This window comes from Lentzea albidocapillata (assembly GCF_000719115.1).
GTDB lineage: Bacteria > Actinomycetota > Actinomycetes > Mycobacteriales > Pseudonocardiaceae > Lentzea > Lentzea albidocapillata.
Genome location: NZ_JOEA01000021.1, coordinates 137,673 through 152,601, shown reverse-complemented (window position 1 = coordinate 152,601; position 14,929 = coordinate 137,673). Strand labels below are relative to the sequence as shown.

Below are 14,929 nucleotides of genomic sequence, written 5' to 3'. Positions count from 1 at the left end.
GGGACCCCTGATTTCAATTATCCCACCCGGCACCGACAATTTCGCGTCCGCGCAGGTCAGCCCATGACCTCGTAGACCGCCGGCATCGGCAGCGCGCGCCAGAACGCCCAGTCCGCGGGGTGCCCCGCCGCGATCAACGCACGCGTCAGGAACGTCCCGTGCGACCCCACCAGCGCACAGTCACGTCCGGGTACTCCTCGGCCATGCGCGCCAATGCTTTCCCGGCCCGCGAGGTCAGCGCGTCAAGGCTCTCCCCGGCCCCGTGCACGGAGCCTGGGTGAGCCCAGCTACGGGCGTACCGGGCCTCCCAGTCCGCACTCGGCACCAGTCCCGACTCCCATTCCCGCAGCTCGGGCCACGTCGTCACCGCGAGCCCCAGCGCGTCGGCGGCCGGTGTGACGGTCTGCACCGCGCGCAACTGCGGGCTCGACAACACCGCGGCAGGCCCGTACGCGGTGAGGCGCCCTGCCAACGACTTCGCCGCCTCCACGCCTGCGGGCGTCAGCGGGCGCTGGTCGTCGTCGGGCACGCCGAACCACGGCGGGACGGACTGCGCGTGGCGCACCAATACGATTCGCGTCGTCACAACACACCATCTTGGGGGAACAGGATGTTCGTGAAATCGCTGGGCACGGACGGTGCCGAGCTCAGGCCGCTGGAACCGTGGCAGGCCGAGGAGTTCTTCGCGCACATGGAGCGCGGCCGGGAGTTCATCGGGCAGCACATCGGGTTCGCGGACAAGGCGGGAGACCTGGAGAGCGCACGCGCACTCCTGCGGGGCTACGCGGACAAGGCGGCGGCCGACACCGGGCGGATCTTCGGGATCTGGCTGGACGACAAGCTGGTCGGCGGCGTGCTGCTGCGCGTGATGGACGTCCCGCAGGGCCGCGCCGAGGTCGGGTGCTGGCTGGAGCCGGCCGCGACCGGCAAGGGGCTGATCACGCGGGCGTCGAAGATCCTCATCGACTGGGTGATTCGCGAGCGCGGCGTGCATCGGGTTGAGTGGCTGGTGTCGTCGGCGAACGCGCCCAGCATCGCGGTCGCGCGGCGGCTCGGGATGAGCAAGGACGGCGTGCTGCGCTCGTACTTCCTGTACCGCGGGGTTCGGCAGGACCTCGAGGTGTGGTCGGTGCTGGCGCCGGAGTGGGAGAGCTGATGGACGACCTGGTGCTGCTGCACGCCTTTCCGCTCGACGCGCGGATGTGGGACGTGCCGGGCGCGCTGACGCCGTCGCTGCGCGGCCACGGTGAACCCGATCTCGACACCGTCGCCGCCCAGGTGCTCGGCGTGCTCGACGAACGCAAGCTGGACAGCGTCGTGCTCGGCGGTTGCTCGATGGGCGGCTACGTGGCGATGGCGTTGCTCAGGCATGCGCCGGAACGCGTCAAGGGCCTGGTCTTCGTCGACACCAAGCACACCGCGGACACGCCGGAAGCGGCCGCGAACCGCCACGCGATGGCCGACCGCGTCGAACGCGAGGGCGTCGGCGAGTGGCTGGCGGACGCGATGCTGCCGAACCTGCTCGGCCCCGACGCGTCGGACACGGCGCGGGCGTCGGTGCGCACCATGATCCTCGACCAGCGGGCCGAGGACGTGGCGTGGTGGCAGCGCGCGATGGCGAAGCGGCCGGACTCGACGGACGTGCTGGAGTCGCTGAACGTCCCGTCCCTGGTGCTGGTGGGCGAACACGACAAGCTCACGCCGCCCGACGTGGCGGCGAAGCTGGCCGTGACGCTGATGCACTCCACGAGCGAACGCATCGAGGACGCGGGGCACCTGCCGCCCGTCGAGCAGCCGGACGAGTTCCGCTTCCGGCTCGAACGGTGGCGTCAACAGGTCGGGCTTTAGGGATTACCAGCGGCGCGCGGCCGGGCCTCGCCGGCCGCGCGTGGACCAGCACGCCTGGTGCCAGTGGCGGCGTTCCTCCACCGAGCCCGTCTCCTGGGCGGGCCACGCCACGACGTGTGCGACGCCGGGGCGGATCTCGTGGTCGCAGCCGGGGCAGCGGTAGGTCTTCTGCGCCTGAGCGCCCGAGATGGCGCGGACCAGCCAGTCCCCGTCCGGTCCTGACTCTGCGCGCGCCCAGCCGACACCACCACCGAGCGGTCGGGGTTCGTCTGGCTTGGGGCTGTTACGACGTGGCACGACAACACGTTAACCGCTCGTAGAATCAGGGCGTGCCGACCTACGAGTTCCGTTGCCGAACCTGCGACGACACCTTCGACGTGCAGCGCCCGATGAGCGAGTCGTCCTCGCCGGCGAACTGCCCCGAGGGTCATCCCGACACGATGAAGCTGCTGTCCATGGCCGGGATCGGCGGCACGCAGCAGGCCGCGCCCGGTGGTGGCGGCGGCGGTTGTTGCGGTGGAGGTTGCTGCAGCTAGCGCCGGATCTTGAAGAGGTAGACCACGCTGGCGACGAGCAGCGCCGCGGCGAGGGGAACGTGCAGCGCCGTGAGGTGGAAGACACCGATGTAGACCTGAGCGGTGATCAGCACCAGAGCCTGCCGCGTACCAGATGGCCTGAGGTGACCCGCCGCCCGGCCGCCACGCGAGAACCGCGACGACGACGTGGACGACCGTGACGACCCACAACGTGTACGAGCCGGCGCTGTGCAGGACGTGCCCGTACGGGAGGGTCGTCATCATCAACCCCGCGGTCACGGACTGAAGGAAGACGGCTGCGGTCTGCAGCGCGACGGTGGCGTGCAGGAGCTTGAGGTTGGCGGTTTTTGCCGTGGTTTGCGTGGCCATGACAGTCCGACGACGCAGCATCCGGAAATGTGAGGCGGGGGACCTTGGCTGATTCCGGTGTACACGCGATCGTGAGCGAACAGCGGCAACTGCTGAACCTCGCCTACCGCCTGCTGGGTTCACTGGCCGACGCCGAGGACGTGCTGCAGGAGACCTACGCGCGGTGGTACGCGCTGTCACCAGACCAGCGGGACACCATCGAGTCCCCGGGAGCGTGGCTGACGAGGGTGGCCGGCCGCATCTGCCTGGACGTGCTGGGTTCGGCCAGGGCCAGGCGGGAGCGCTACGTCGGTGAGTGGATCCCGGAGCCTCTCCCGGACCGGGAGGAATGGGGCGGCGGGCCCGATCCGGCGGACCGCGTCACCCTCGACGAGTCGGTCACCATGGCGTTCCTGGTGGTGCTGGAGCAGATGACTCCGGCGGAACGGGTCAGCTTCGTGCTGCACGACGTCTACCGGTTCCGTTCGCGGAGGTCGCGCACATCGTCGGCAGGAGCCCTGCGGCGTGCCGGCAACTGGCCACGTCCGCGCGACGGCGGATTCGCGCATCGCAGCGCGACGAGATCCCGGCCGCGCGGCAGGCGGACGTGGTGCGAGATTTCAGACAAGCCTGGGAAGCGCAGGACATCCAGGCCCTGATCGCCTTGCTGGACCCGGCCGCCATCATGATCGCCGACGGCGGCGGCCAGGTCGGCACGGTGCTGAAGCCGGTGGAAGGCCGCGAGCAGATCGCCCGCTACCTCATCGGCATCGGGAAGATCGCGCCGGATCTGACGATCCTCGCCAGGACGGTCAACGGCAGGCCGGGCCTGGTGGCGACCTATGACGGTGTCGCGGTGACGGTGGCGGCCTTCGAGGTGGAGAACGACCGGATCACCAGGATCTGGGCGGTGCGGAACCCGGACAAGCTCAAGCCCTGGCGAACCGCGGGACAGGACCAGGACTAGGACGTCTCGCGGTCGATCATGACCTCGGCGACCTTGCGGCCCTGGTCGCAGACGTCGCCGAACTTGCCGGTCGAGTCGATGACGATGATGCCGAGCCCGCCACCGTTGTAGGGCAGGGCGAGCACGCACGACGGTTCGACGTCCTGCTCGCCGGTGCGGTTCAGGTACGAGACCTTGTGGCCCTTCACGTCCCAGTCGCCGGTGGTGCGCTCGATCTTGATCTGCGTGCCCTCCCGGAAACGCAGGGAGACACCGACTTCGACGTTGTCGACCTTCGTCGTCCAGCGGCACGACTCCTCGAACGTCGAGTCGTAGTTGATCTGCGTGGGCGGCGTTTCGGCCTTGGCGCCGGGGTAGGGCAGGTCCGTCCACTTCAGCTTGGCGCAGTTGGGCGTGATCTCGCCGTCGATCGGCCCGCTCTCCGGATCCTCGGACTCACTGGGCTCGGTGCTCGGGTCCGTGGACCCTTCCTTGTCGAACGGCGAGGTCACGTCGAGAGGGGCCTGCGCGACCGGACTGCCCTCGACGATCGCACGCGCACAGCCGGACGCGAGCACGAGGACAGCCAACAGGAGCACCAGTCGCCGCATGGCTCCCACCATGCCAGACGCGACATGGTGCCCCTGTGAGCGGCTCACGAGTAGTCGCGGAACCCCTTGCCGGTCTTGCGGCCGAGGCGACCGGCCGTGACCAGGTGTTCCAGCAACGGTGCCGGCGCGAAGCCGGGCTCGCGGAACTCGTTGTAGAGCGTGCGCTGGATCGCCAGCGACACGTCCAGACCCACGACGTCGAGCAGCGCGAACGGTCCCATCGGCAGGCCGCAGCCGACCTTCATCGCGTTGTCGATGTCGTCCGCCTCGGCGTAATGGGCCTCCAGCATCTTCACCGCGTCGTTCAGATACGGGAAGAGCAGCGCGTTGACGATGAAGCCGGCCACGTCGCCGCAGTGCACCGGGTGCTTGCCGAGGTCGAGGCAGATCTTGCGGGCCGTCGCGACCACGTCGGCGCCCGTGGAGATCGTCTCCACGACCTCCACCAGCTTCATGACCTGCGCGGGGTTGAAGAAGTGCAGGCCTACGACGTCCGCCGGCCTGCTCGTGGCGGCCGCGACCTCGATGACCGGCAGCGAGGACGTGGTCGTCGCGAGCACCGCGCCGGGCTTGCACACCTCGTCGAGCGCCGCGAAGACCTCCTTCTTGATCCCGATCTCCTCGGCCACCGCCTCGACGACCAGGTCGCAGTCCGCCAGTTCCACGAACTCCACGGCGGGCGAGATGCGGGCGAGCGCCGCGTCGCGGTCCGCCTCGGAGAGCTTGCCCTTGCTGACCGCGCGGTCGAGCGACTTGCGCACCGCGCCGATCGCCTTCTCCGCCTTGTCCAGACCGCGCGCCCGCAGCACCACGTCGTACCCGCGCTTGGCGAACACCTCGGCGATGCCCGTGGCCATCGTGCCCGTGCCGATGACACCGACCCGTTGAACCTCACGAGCCTGCGTAGCACTGTCCACTTCGGACGGGGTGTGCACGTCCTTGACGACGACCGGCGAATCGGGCCCGTCGTAGGTGTAGAAACCGCGGCCGGTCTTCCTGCCGAGCAGTCCGGCCGTGATCATCTGCTTCAGCAGCGGCGCCGGCGAGTGCAACCGATTGCGCGACTGGTGGTACATCGTGTCGAGGATCTCGTACGCGGTGTCGAGACCGATGAGGTCCAGCAGCGCCAACGGTCCCATCGGGTAGCCGCACCCGTACCGCATGGCCGCGTCGAGGTCCTCGCGCGTCGCGTACCTGGACTCCAGCATCTTGACGGCGTGGTTGAGGTACGGGAAGAGGAGGGCGTTCGCGATGAAGCCCGCCCTGTCCCCGATCACGACCGGCGACTTGCCCAGCCGCTCGGTGAACGCGACCACGTCGGTGATCACGTCCGGCTCCGTGACGACCGTGCGCACGACCTCGACCAGCTTGAGGACCTGCGTGGGGTTGAAGAAGTGCAGGCCCACGACCTTGCCGGGCCTCTTCGTGACCACGCTGATCTCGGTGATCGACAGCGACGATGTGTTGGACGCGATGATCGCCTCGGGCTTCAGGACCTCGTCGAGGTCCTTGAAGATCCGCGCCTTGAGCTCGATGCTCTCCGGCACGGCCTCGATGACGAGATCGCAGTCCGCGAGGCTGCTCAGGTCGAGGCTCGTGGTGACCCTGCCGTGCAGCGCCGTGCTCTCGTCCGCGGTCAGCTTCTCCCGCTTCACGGCCCGCTGCGTCGAGTGCTCGAGGTGCCCGAGACCGCGCTCGATGCCGGCCGCGTCGACTTCCACCACCCTCACCGCGAGCCCGGTGCGCGCGAGTACCTCCACGATGCCCGCGCCCATGGTTCCGAAGCCGACGACTCCGACGGTGTTGATTTCGCGCGCCACTGCAGACCTCCCTGCCGGGGTAAATCGTGGGCTACCAAGGAGTAACTTGCGGGCGACTATGCCACTCCCAGCGCCGGCAGGCGTCGTGAGCTTCGCCATCGGGATCGAAACAGTTATCGGTCTAGCAAACGCCTGGAACCGGCCTTTTGCCTGATGAACCCTTGTGGGGGAACGGGGCCTTGCGCCATCTGAGAGGCGACGGCTTGGTCGGGGCCATGTTGGGCGGACGGACGGGCGGACGGGCGGACGGGCGGACGGGCGGACGGGCGGACGGGCGGACGGCCGCAGGACAGGGTGGGCGGACGGCCGCAGGACGGAAACGCAGCAGGCGGGACTCGGCTGGCGTGACCTCGGGGAGGTTGAGCCTCGGCAAGGTCGGATCACGACAGGCTGAGGTGGCCTGCCTCGACCTGAGGTGGCCGGATCACGGTGCCGGATGTGGCGAACAGGCCGCGGCGGCCAGCTAGCGGTAGCCGCCTGCGGCAGGTGGGCCACCGACCACCGCGCCACCCGGTCGCCACGCCGGCGACCGGCGTCAGTCGTCGAAACCCCTCTCCGCCAGCTCCTCGATGCGTCTTACCGCCTCCCCCGCGTCCTTGCCCGTGGCCATCACGGTGATCGACTTGCCGCCTGGCGCGCTCAGGCCCATCAGGGCCAGCACGCTTGCCGCGTTCGCCTCCTCATCGCCGTAGCGGACCACCACGTCGGCGTCGAGTTCTGCGACGGTGCGGGCGAGCAGGGCTGCCGGGCGGGCGTGCAGGCCCACCTCGTTGGTCAGCAACACCTCTGCCGACACGGCGTCCGGCACCAGGTGCAGTGCTGGACGGGTGGGCGCGGACGCCGGGGCCTCGCCCGAGGCGCCCTCGGCGGCGCTCGCCACGTCGGACAGTGGGGCGCCTCCCTGTGCGGCTACGGCTGCCGCCACCGCGCCTTCCACCAAGGGGGCGTCCACCACCGCGTAGAGGGAAGGGTCGTCCGCTGATTCGACGGCCATCTCCGCCGTCATCTTGGCGCTGCCCAGGTCGTAGAGCACGACCACGCCCGCGCCTGAATCTGCGTCGGCCAGGGCTTCGACCACCGCGCCGTAGTCGGTGCCCAGGCCTCCTTCATCGGTGCCGCCCACGGGGAGCACCGCGACGTCCGGCGCCATCTGGGTGGCCAGTTCCGCTACGCCGTTGGCCAGCATGTCGCTGTGCGAGACGACCACCAGGCCCACTCGGCTCGCCGACGCTGCCGCCGTCATGCCTTGGCCGCCGCGTCCGCGAAGGCGCGCAACAGCAATGCTGTCGACCTCGCGCCCGGATCCATGTGGCCGGCGCTGCGCTCGCCGAGGTAGGAGGCGCGGCCCTTGCGCGCCACCATGGGCACGGTCGAGGAAGCGCCTTCTTCCGCTGCGTCGGCGGCTGCGGAGAGGGTGGCGGCCACCGTGCCTTCGGCGCTCGCCGCGGCGGTCACGGCCGGGGTCAGGGCGTCGACCATCGTCTTGTCGCCCACCACGGCCTTGCCGCGCGCGAACACGCCGTCGAGCGCGGCCTGCAGGGCTCGGGCCACCGTGTCGCGGTCCAGCTCGGCCGCGTCGCCCACCGCGGCTGACGCGCGCAGGAACGCGGTGCCGTACAACGGGCCCGCAGCGCCGCCGACCGTCGAGATCAACGTCGTGGCGACCAGCTTCAGCACCTTGCCGGGTGTGTCGGGTGGCTCGGTGTCCAAACGGGACAGCACGGCGGTGAAGCCGCGCTTCATGTTCTCGCCGTGGTCGGCGTCGCCGATCGCCTGGTCCAGGCGCACCAGTTCGTCGCGGTGCTCCTGGACGACGGCCGCGGCGGCTCGCAGGGCCGCCACGACGTCCGCTGCCGTGCAGCCCACTTCAGACTCCCCACCGCAGTGCGGGCGTGTGGACCGGCGCGTCCCACAGCTCGACCATCTCGTCGTCGAGGCGGAGCAGCGTGAAACTCATGCCCTGCATCTCCAGGCTCGTGATGTACGGGCCGACCAGCCTGCGTTCCACCGTGATCCCCCGATCCGCCAGCAGTTGTTCCGCGATGCCGTGTGCCAAGTAGAGCTCAAGCAGAGGTGTCCCGCCCATCCCGTTCGTGAAGAGCAGCACCCGGTCACCTGACGCGAACGGCAGGTCTTCCAGGATCGGGTCGAGCAACGCCGAGACCATCTCCGCGGCGGTACCGGAGTGCACCTTCTGCCGGCCCGGTTCGCCGTGGATGCCGATGCCGATCTCCATCTCGTCGTCGGCCAGCTCGAACGACGGCGAACCCACGTGCGGCACCGTGCACGCGGTCAGCGCGAGGCCCATCGACCGCACCGACGCGATCACCCGTAACGACAGCGCCTCACAGCCAGCCAGATCGGCACCGCGCTCGGCCGCCGCGCCCACGATCTTCTCCAGCAGCACCGTGCCACCGACGCCGCGACGCCCTGCCGTGTACAGCGAGTCCTTCACCGCCACGTCGTCGTCGATCACGACCGACCTGACCTCGGACTCCGCGAGTTCGGCGGCCATCTCGAAGTTCAGCACGTCGCCCGTGTAGTTCTTCACGATCAGCAACGCGCCCGCGCCGCCGTCCGTCCGCGACACGGCGTCGACCACCTGGTCCGACGTCGGCGACGTGAACACCGGGCCCGGACAGGCCGCGTCGAGCATGCCGCGCCCGACGAACCCGCCGTGCAACGGTTCGTGGCCCGACCCCCCACCCGAGATGATCGCGACCTTGCCACGCACCGGCGCGTCCGCGCGCACCACGACGGCTGGGTCGTAGTGCACGGTCAGCAGGTCGGAATGGGCTGCCTGCATGCCCCGCAGTGCGTCCTGCACCACGGTTTCCGGATCATTGATGATCTTCTTCATCGAACAGCCCTCCCGAGGAGTCGGTGCCGTGTTCCTTCTTACTCCGGGGGTCTGACACTCGGAACCAGCAAAGGACCCGCGTACCGTTAGGCCGCCCTAACAAACGCAGGTCAACATCACGTTCCGTAGTGGAGGAACAACGTCGTGCCCAAGAGAGCAGCGCTGCTCGTAGCAGCCGTCCTGACCCTGACCGCCTGCTCCAGCACTCCGGACACGCCGACCGTCGCCCAAGGTGGCGAGGACTTCGGCAAGGCCGTCGAGCTGAGCAACGGTTTCGGCACGCAGCAGAAGCCCGGCGAGTTCCCCCGCACGATCAAGCACGCGATGGGCGAGACCCAGCTCGAGAAGAAACCCGAACGGGTGATCGTGCTCGACACCGGCGAGCTCGACAACGTCGTCGCACTGGGCATCAAGCCGGTCGGCATCGCCTACACCGACGGCTCACCCACCATGCCGTCCTACATCGGCGACAAGGGCGGCACCCCGGAGAACGTCGGCACGATCAACAACATCAACCTCGAAGCGATCGCCAAGCTGAACCCGGACCTCATCCTGGGCTCGCAGCTGCGCGCGGAGGCCCTCTACCCGAAGCTCTCGGCGATCGCCCCGACGGTGTTCAGCGTGCGCCCCGGCTACGTGTGGAAGGAGAACTTCCTGCTCAACGCCGCCGCGCTCGACCGCCAGGCCGACGCCGCGAAGATGCTCGAGGACTACACGACCAAGGCCGTCGAGACCGGTAACGCCATCGAGAAGAATTTCGGCGTGCGCCCGACGGTGACGGCGCTGCGCTTCCTTCCGGGCCGCATCCGCCTCTACGCCAAGAAGTCGTTCATCGGCACGATCCTGATCGACGCCAAGATCGGCCAGCCGACCCCGTCCCAGGTCGACGAACTGGCCGCCGAGGTCAGCGCAGAGGAGATCGGCAAGGCCGACGGCGACTTCATCCTCTACTCCACCTACGGCGACCCGGCCAAGACCGCGACGGGCGACGTCGTCGGCGGCCCGCTGTGGAGCGGCCTGAACGCCGTCAAGGCGGGCAAGGCCAAGCCGGTCCTCGACGAGACCTACTTCCTCGGCCTCGGCGTACTCGCCGCGGACGTCGTCCTGGACGACATCAAGAAGCAGCTCGGCGTCTGAGACCTCGAGCAGATGCTGCGCCTCAGCGACCGAAGAGCGTCCGCGCGAGGCGCAGCATCTGCTTGCCCGCCATGGACGACCTGTCGAACGTCGCCATGTTGATCAGCGACTTGAACTTCAGCTTCGTCACGGCCTTGGCGTAGGCGAACTCGCGCAGCCCGTCGTCACCGTGGATGCGCCCGAACCCGGAATCGCCGACGCCACCGAAGGGCAGCCCGGGAATCGCCGCGTAGGTCAGCACGGAGTTGACCGACACCATCCCGACCCGCAGCTCGGCGGCCAACTCCTCGCCACGCGACTTCGAGAACACGGCGGCGCCCAGCCCGTACTTCGACTGGTTCGCGAGCCGCACGCCCTCCAGCGCGTTCGGCACCCGGTTGATGACCACGGTCGGCCCGAAGGTCTCCTCCGTGACCGCCAGCGAGTCCTCCGGCACGTCGACCAGCACCACCGGCTCGACGTACGGCGGCCTGATCGAGTCCGGCCCGCCCACCAGTGCCTTGCCGCCGCGGTCCAGCGCGTCCTGCACGTGCTCGCGGATGATCTCCACCTGCGACGGCATCGTGATCGGCCCCAGGTTCGCGTTCGGCTCGCCGCCCGGCTTGAGCTTCGTCGCCCGCTTCACCACGATCTCGGTGAACTCGTCGGCGACCTCCTCGGCCACGTAGATCCGTTCCACGCCCGCACAGGTCTGGCCGGCGTTGGACACCGCGCCCCAGATCGCGGCCTCGGCGGCAGCGGTCAGGTCGGCGTCCGAGTCGACGATCAGCGCGTCCTTGCCACCGCACTCGACCAGCACCGGCGTCAGCGACGTCGCGGCCGCGGCCATGACCTTCTTGCCGGTCCGGGTGGAACCCGTGAACGCGATCTTGTCGACACCCGAGGCGACCAGTGCCGCACCCGTCTCGCCGAAGCCCGTGACGACCTGGAACACCGGATACTCCGGTACGGCCTCGGTGAACGTCGACGCGAGGAACGTGCCGACGCCCGGCGTGAACTCCGACGGCTTGAACACCACGGTGTTGCCCGCGGAAAGTGCGTACGAGATAGAACCCATCGGCGTGTGCGCGGGGTAGTTCCACGGCCCGATGACGCCGATGACGCCCAACGGCCGGTACTCCAGCGTCGCGCTGTGGTTGAACATCAGCATGCCGGAGGACACGCGGCGCTTGCCCAGCACACGACCGGCGTGCCGCGAGGCCCAGTGCAGGTGGTCCATCACCAGCGCGACCTCGACGCGGGAGTCGTCCGCGGGCTTGCCCGTCTCCGAGCTGATCAACGCGATGAACTCGTCCGAGCGCTGCGAGAGGATCCTGCGCCACGCGTCGAGCTTGGTCTTGCGGCCCTCGAAGCCGAGGCCCGCCCACCACGCGGCGGCCTCGCGCGCCGAGGACACCGCGTCCTCGACCTCGGCGGCCGTGTGGATCGGGTGGTGCGCGACGACCTCACCCGTACGCGGGTCCAGCGATGCGAACCGCCGCTGCTCGCCATCGGCCGACAGCGCGCTGTCCGAAGCGGTCTGCGTCATGAGAGCTCCTCCGGTACTCGCCAGTAACCTCGACCCTAACGCGTGCTCGGAGAACTTTCAGCCCCCGCCTGGTCCCGTACGGGACGGTCAGGCCTGGGGCAGCAAGGGAAGAACCGCCTTGGCGAACGCCTGCGCCGCCTGGCAGCGATCCAGTTCCTTGTCCTTCGAGGCCGCGACGATGAACTCCGCGATCTCACCCGCGTCGTCCTGATCCTTCGTGCGGATCAGCACCAGCTCGCACGTGGGGTACGCGCCGTCCCTGAACGACTGGTAACCCTTGAGCCCGCCACCGAGATCGGTCTCGACGGACCTGCTGTCGAACTTGCCGTCCTTCGGGATGCGCGTCGTCTTGAACTCGATCTGCATCTGCGCGCTCTGTCCCGTCCACGAGCACTGGTGCAGACCGTACGGCAGCACCCGCGGCGAGGCACCGAGCACCGGCGCGAGCGTCGACTTCTCCACGATCGCGCACGGGTCGACCTCGACCGGCGAGCCCTTCGGCGGGCTGTACTTCTGCGGGTTGCCCTTGAGCTTGCGCACGACACCTTCGAGCACCTTGCGCCCCGGCTCGCACGCCTCGCTGCCGCCGGTGCCGGTGTTCACCTGCAGTCGCACGGCCTGTGCCGGGCTCTCCTGCGTCACGGCCGAGATGAAGCACGAGGTGTTGTTCAGCTTCTGCTCACCGCTCCTGAGGCCCGCGATCTGCTTGGTCGCCTTCTTCAGCTCGGTGGACGTCAGCGAGTAGCCGATGTCCAGCGTGATGTTGAGCGTCTTGCCGGCCTTGTCCTTCATGTAGTTGGCGCAGCGCGTGTAGGAGCTGCTCGAGTACCTCGACGGCGTGCCGACCGTCTGCAGCAGTTCCTTCTCGATCAGCGCGCACGGGTTGATCAGCCGCAGGCGCTCGGGCGCGAACGCCGGATCGACCGGTTTGCCCGGCTGCGCGGACTGCTTGACCGACGGGTCGGTCGACGTCGTCGTGTCCGCACCCGCCTGCACGGTGCGGCGCGGCGAGTTGGTCTTGGCAAGACCCGGGCCGGTCGCACAGCCGGCCATCAGCAGCGCGGCGGCGGCGACCACAGCGGTGGCGCGAAAACGAGGCACGACGTGCACGGTAGCGACCTTCGCGCGCCTTCGTGGGCGGTACCCCGAGTTACCCCGTGGCACATGTCACCCACAGCTACGGGAACGATTCAGAACATCAACGCGATGTACTGGATGAAGACCCCGAGAGAAGGAGAAACGTGCGAAACCGAATTCGCCGCGCATTCAACTGGCTCGACGCGTGGACGATCGAGGCCTTCAACCCTGTTTACCCTGGTCGTCCCCAGTCATAGCTCCTTGAGCGGCTGCTTGTCCGGGTCCACGAACTGAGGGCGCAGCAGCGCCCACGCGGCGAACAGCGCCGCCAGCGCCGCCATGGCGACGCCGGCCCACAGGTTGATGTTGACCCCCTGAGCTTTGGCCAGGTCCTCGTCGGTCGTGAACCCGAACCCGATGACGACCAGCACGACGCCGTACAGGCCGAAGAGGAAAGCGATGATCAGTCGCAGGTCGAACAACCTCATGGCAGCCTCCCTCAGCCGAAGATGAAGTAGAGAACGGTCGTCAGGGCCAGCACTCCGCCGCCCAGCAGGGCGGGCGAGCGGTACCAGCCCGCGTCCTCACCGGTGGTGGAGTGCGCCCTGTCCTTCTTGGGCGTGAGGCTGTAGACCAGCCCGACGAGCTCGCTGTCCGGCTTGGGCCTCGTGACCATGGTGACCGCGACGCTCACGACGATGTCGACCACGAACGCGAGACCCGCGCCGAGGAAGCTCGCGCCCTGACCGGGCAGTTCCAGCAGCTCGATGCCGAACGACGGCTCCGAGACCACGTAGATGAAGATCGCGGTGAACGTACCCGCGAGCAGACCGACCCAACCGGCGGTCGGCGTCATCCGCTTCCAGAACATGCCGAGGATGAACGTCGCGAACAGCGGCGCGTTGAAGAACGAGAACAGCGCCTGGATGTAGTCCATGATGTTGGACCCGCCGAGCGCCGCCGCGATGAACGCCGTGCCGATCGCCAGAACGCACGCACCGACCGTGGCGAGACGTCCGATGCGCAGGTAGTACTCGTCCGGCCTGTCCTTCTTGATGTAGTCCTGCCACAGGTCGTACGTGAAGACGGTGTTGAACGAGCTGACGTTCGCCGCCACACCGGCCATGAAGCTCGCCAGCAGACCCGTGATCGCGATGCCGAGGATGCCGTTGGGCAGCAGGTCGCGCATGAGCAGCGGCAGCACGTCGTTGTAGGCCACGCCGCTGCTGGTGTCACCGGCCTTGAGCTGGGCCATCTCCGGCACGATCAGCGCGGCGATGATGCCGGGGATGATGATGATCGCCGGGATCAATGCCTTCGGGTACGCACCGATGATCGGCGTGCGCTTGGCCGCGGACATCGACTTCGCGCTCATCGCGCGCTGCACCTCGGCGAAGTTCGTCGTCCAGTAACCGAACGACAGCACGAAGCCGAGACCGAACACCAGACCGATGACACTCCACACCGGGTGGTCGATGCCGGTGAGTTCGGCCGCGGGCCAGGCGGACAGTTGCTCCTGGTCCGTGACTTTCTCGACGATTCCCTGCCAGCCGCCGACCTTGATCAGGCCGACGATCGTCAACGGCGCCAGCGCGGCCACGATGACGAAGAACTGCAACACCTCGTTGTAGATGGCCGCACTCAGGCCGCCGAGCGCCGTGTACGCGAGCACCACCAGCGCCGCGACGCAGATGGACACCGGCAGCGGCCACCCGAGCAGCGCGTCGATGATCACCGCGAGCGCGAACAGGTTGATGCCCGCGATCAGGATCTGCGCGACGGCGAAGCTGATGGCGTTGACCAGGTGGGCCGGTTTGCCGAACCGGCGGAGCATGAACTCGGGAACGCTGCGCACTTTCGAGCCGTAGTAGAACGGCATCATCACCAGACCGAGGAACACCATCGCGGGGATGGCGCCGATCCAGTAGTAGTGCACGGTCGCCATGCCGTACTGCGCGCCGTTCGCCGTCATGCCCATGAGCTCGAGCGCGCCGAGGTTCGCCGAGATGAACGCGAGCCCGGTGACCCACGCCGGCAGCGATCGCCCGGACAGCAGGAAGTCGAGGCTGGAGGAGACGGATCGTCGTGCCATCACGCCGATGCCGAGAACCACCACGAAGTAGATGACGAGCAACGCGTAGTCGATCGGTCCCGCGTCAAGCCGCAGGTCCGCTTCGGCCAGCACCGACATCGACACCGCCCACCTCCCAAGACCTCA

17 protein-coding genes are annotated in these 14,929 nt (G+C 68.5%); 6 read left to right on the top strand and 11 right to left on the bottom strand.

All coding sequences use genetic code 11. From position 1 onward, the window contains the following. Window positions 1-145: 145 nt before the first annotated feature. Window positions 146-586: a histidine phosphatase family protein gene (locus IG04_RS43150; protein WP_051771099.1), complete on the bottom strand. Its 441-nt coding sequence runs from the start codon at window positions 584-586 to the stop codon at window positions 146-148. A gap of 24 nt (window positions 587-610) precedes the next feature. On the opposite strand from IG04_RS43150, the gene IG04_RS0132090 reads away from it, so the two are divergent. Then, window positions 611-1,156, top strand: coding sequence for a GNAT family N-acetyltransferase (locus IG04_RS0132090; RefSeq protein ID WP_030480485.1), 546 nt, complete (start codon window positions 611-613; stop codon window positions 1,154-1,156). Continuing rightward, entirely contained in the window at window positions 1,156-1,848 is a 693-nt protein-coding gene (locus IG04_RS0132085; protein WP_030480484.1) for an alpha/beta fold hydrolase, read from the top strand. Before IG04_RS0132090 ends, IG04_RS0132085 begins: the two co-directional genes overlap by 1 nt. A gap of 3 nt (window positions 1,849-1,851) precedes the next feature. Here IG04_RS0132085 and IG04_RS45725 read toward each other — a convergent pair whose 3' ends face one another. Then, a complete protein-coding gene (locus IG04_RS45725) occupies window positions 1,852-2,145 on the bottom strand; it encodes a hypothetical protein (protein ID WP_084402183.1) in 294 nt (97 codons plus the stop codon). A gap of 32 nt (window positions 2,146-2,177) precedes the next feature. Between IG04_RS45725 and IG04_RS0132080 the strand changes: the two genes are divergently transcribed. The 3 genes from IG04_RS0132080 to IG04_RS49015 all read left to right on the top strand — a co-directional run bounded on the left by IG04_RS0132080 (window position 2,178) and on the right by IG04_RS49015 (window position 3,699). Further along, the gene (locus tag IG04_RS0132080) at window positions 2,178-2,384 is read left to right on the top strand and encodes an FmdB family zinc ribbon protein (protein WP_030480483.1); all 207 of its coding nucleotides are present in this window, start codon (window positions 2,178-2,180) and stop codon (window positions 2,382-2,384) included. A 440-nt stretch (window positions 2,385-2,824) separates the two neighbouring features. Further along, window positions 2,825-3,391, top strand: a complete 567-nt coding sequence (locus tag IG04_RS49020; protein WP_420843996.1) for a sigma factor — start codon at window positions 2,825-2,827, stop codon at window positions 3,389-3,391. Further along, window positions 3,343-3,699, top strand: a complete 357-nt coding sequence (locus IG04_RS49015) for a sigma-70 family RNA polymerase sigma factor family protein (protein ID WP_420843995.1) — start codon at window positions 3,343-3,345, stop codon at window positions 3,697-3,699. Before IG04_RS49020 ends, IG04_RS49015 begins: the two co-directional genes overlap by 49 nt. Here the strand turns inward: IG04_RS49015 and IG04_RS0132060 are convergent. From IG04_RS0132060 to dhaK, 5 genes are all read right to left on the bottom strand, one after another. After that, window positions 3,696-4,289: a DUF3558 family protein gene (locus IG04_RS0132060; RefSeq protein ID WP_159460527.1), complete on the bottom strand. Its 594-nt coding sequence runs from the start codon at window positions 4,287-4,289 to the stop codon at window positions 3,696-3,698. The genes IG04_RS49015 and IG04_RS0132060 overlap by 4 nt on opposite strands. A gap of 44 nt (window positions 4,290-4,333) precedes the next feature. Continuing rightward, entirely contained in the window at window positions 4,334-6,109 is a 1,776-nt protein-coding gene (locus IG04_RS0132055; RefSeq protein ID WP_030480481.1) for a 3-hydroxyacyl-CoA dehydrogenase family protein, read from the bottom strand. A 535-nt stretch (window positions 6,110-6,644) separates the two neighbouring features. Continuing rightward, on the bottom strand, window positions 6,645-7,352 hold the full coding sequence (dhaM, locus tag IG04_RS0132050; protein ID WP_030480480.1) for a dihydroxyacetone kinase phosphoryl donor subunit DhaM: 708 nt from the start codon (window positions 7,350-7,352) through the stop codon (window positions 6,645-6,647). Further along, window positions 7,349-7,975 carry a dihydroxyacetone kinase subunit DhaL gene (gene dhaL / locus IG04_RS0132045; RefSeq protein ID WP_030480479.1) on the bottom strand — a complete coding sequence of 209 codons (627 nt, stop codon included), beginning with the start codon at window positions 7,973-7,975 and terminating at the stop codon, window positions 7,349-7,351. The genes dhaM and dhaL overlap by 4 nt, the downstream gene beginning before the upstream one ends. A gap of 1 nt (window position 7,976) precedes the next feature. Then, a complete protein-coding gene (dhaK, locus tag IG04_RS0132040; RefSeq protein ID WP_030480478.1) occupies window positions 7,977-8,969 on the bottom strand; it encodes a dihydroxyacetone kinase subunit DhaK in 993 nt (330 codons plus the stop codon). A gap of 144 nt (window positions 8,970-9,113) precedes the next feature. On the opposite strand from dhaK, the gene IG04_RS0132035 reads away from it, so the two are divergent. Next, window positions 9,114-10,106, top strand: coding sequence for an ABC transporter substrate-binding protein (locus IG04_RS0132035; RefSeq protein ID WP_036016382.1), 993 nt, complete (start codon window positions 9,114-9,116; stop codon window positions 10,104-10,106). Window positions 10,107-10,128: 22 nt separating this feature from the next. Here the strand turns inward: IG04_RS0132035 and IG04_RS0132030 are convergent, their stop codons facing one another. The 4 genes from IG04_RS0132030 to IG04_RS0132015 form a co-directional block, all read right to left on the bottom strand. Then, on the bottom strand, window positions 10,129-11,634 hold the full coding sequence (locus IG04_RS0132030; RefSeq protein WP_030480476.1) for an aldehyde dehydrogenase family protein: 1,506 nt from the start codon (window positions 11,632-11,634) through the stop codon (window positions 10,129-10,131). Between the two features lie 87 nt (window positions 11,635-11,721). Then, window positions 11,722-12,735, bottom strand: coding sequence for a hypothetical protein (locus IG04_RS0132025; protein ID WP_157513037.1), 1,014 nt, complete (start codon window positions 12,733-12,735; stop codon window positions 11,722-11,724). Window positions 12,736-12,962: 227 nt separating this feature from the next. Continuing rightward, the gene (locus IG04_RS0132020) at window positions 12,963-13,199 is read right to left on the bottom strand and encodes a hypothetical protein (protein WP_030480474.1); all 237 of its coding nucleotides are present in this window, start codon (window positions 13,197-13,199) and stop codon (window positions 12,963-12,965) included. Between the two features lie 11 nt (window positions 13,200-13,210). Next, entirely contained in the window at window positions 13,211-14,902 is a 1,692-nt protein-coding gene (locus IG04_RS0132015) for a sodium:solute symporter family protein (RefSeq protein ID WP_030480473.1), read from the bottom strand. Between the last annotated feature and the right edge of the window lie 27 nt (window positions 14,903-14,929).

Excerpts from the sequence above, each read along its gene's own strand:
- IG04_RS0132090 (WP_030480485.1), top strand. The coding sequence starts at position 611 with ATGTTCGTGAAATCGCTGGGCACGGACGGTGCCGAGCTCAGGCCGCTG.
- IG04_RS0132085 (WP_030480484.1), top strand. The coding sequence starts at position 1,156 with ATGGACGACCTGGTGCTGCTGCACGCCTTTCCGCTCGACGCGCGGATG.
- IG04_RS0132060 (WP_159460527.1), bottom strand. The coding sequence starts at position 4,289 with ATGCGGCGACTGGTGCTCCTGTTGGCTGTCCTCGTGCTCGCGTCCGGC.
- dhaM (WP_030480480.1), bottom strand. The coding sequence starts at position 7,352 with ATGACGGCGGCAGCGTCGGCGAGCCGAGTGGGCCTGGTGGTCGTCTCG.
- dhaK (WP_030480478.1), bottom strand. The coding sequence starts at position 8,969 with ATGAAGAAGATCATCAATGATCCGGAAACCGTGGTGCAGGACGCACTG.
- IG04_RS0132030 (WP_030480476.1), bottom strand. The coding sequence starts at position 11,634 with ATGACGCAGACCGCTTCGGACAGCGCGCTGTCGGCCGATGGCGAGCAG.
- IG04_RS0132020 (WP_030480474.1), bottom strand. The coding sequence starts at position 13,199 with ATGAGGTTGTTCGACCTGCGACTGATCATCGCTTTCCTCTTCGGCCTG.
- IG04_RS0132015 (WP_030480473.1), bottom strand. The coding sequence starts at position 14,902 with ATGTCGGTGCTGGCCGAAGCGGACCTGCGGCTTGACGCGGGACCGATC.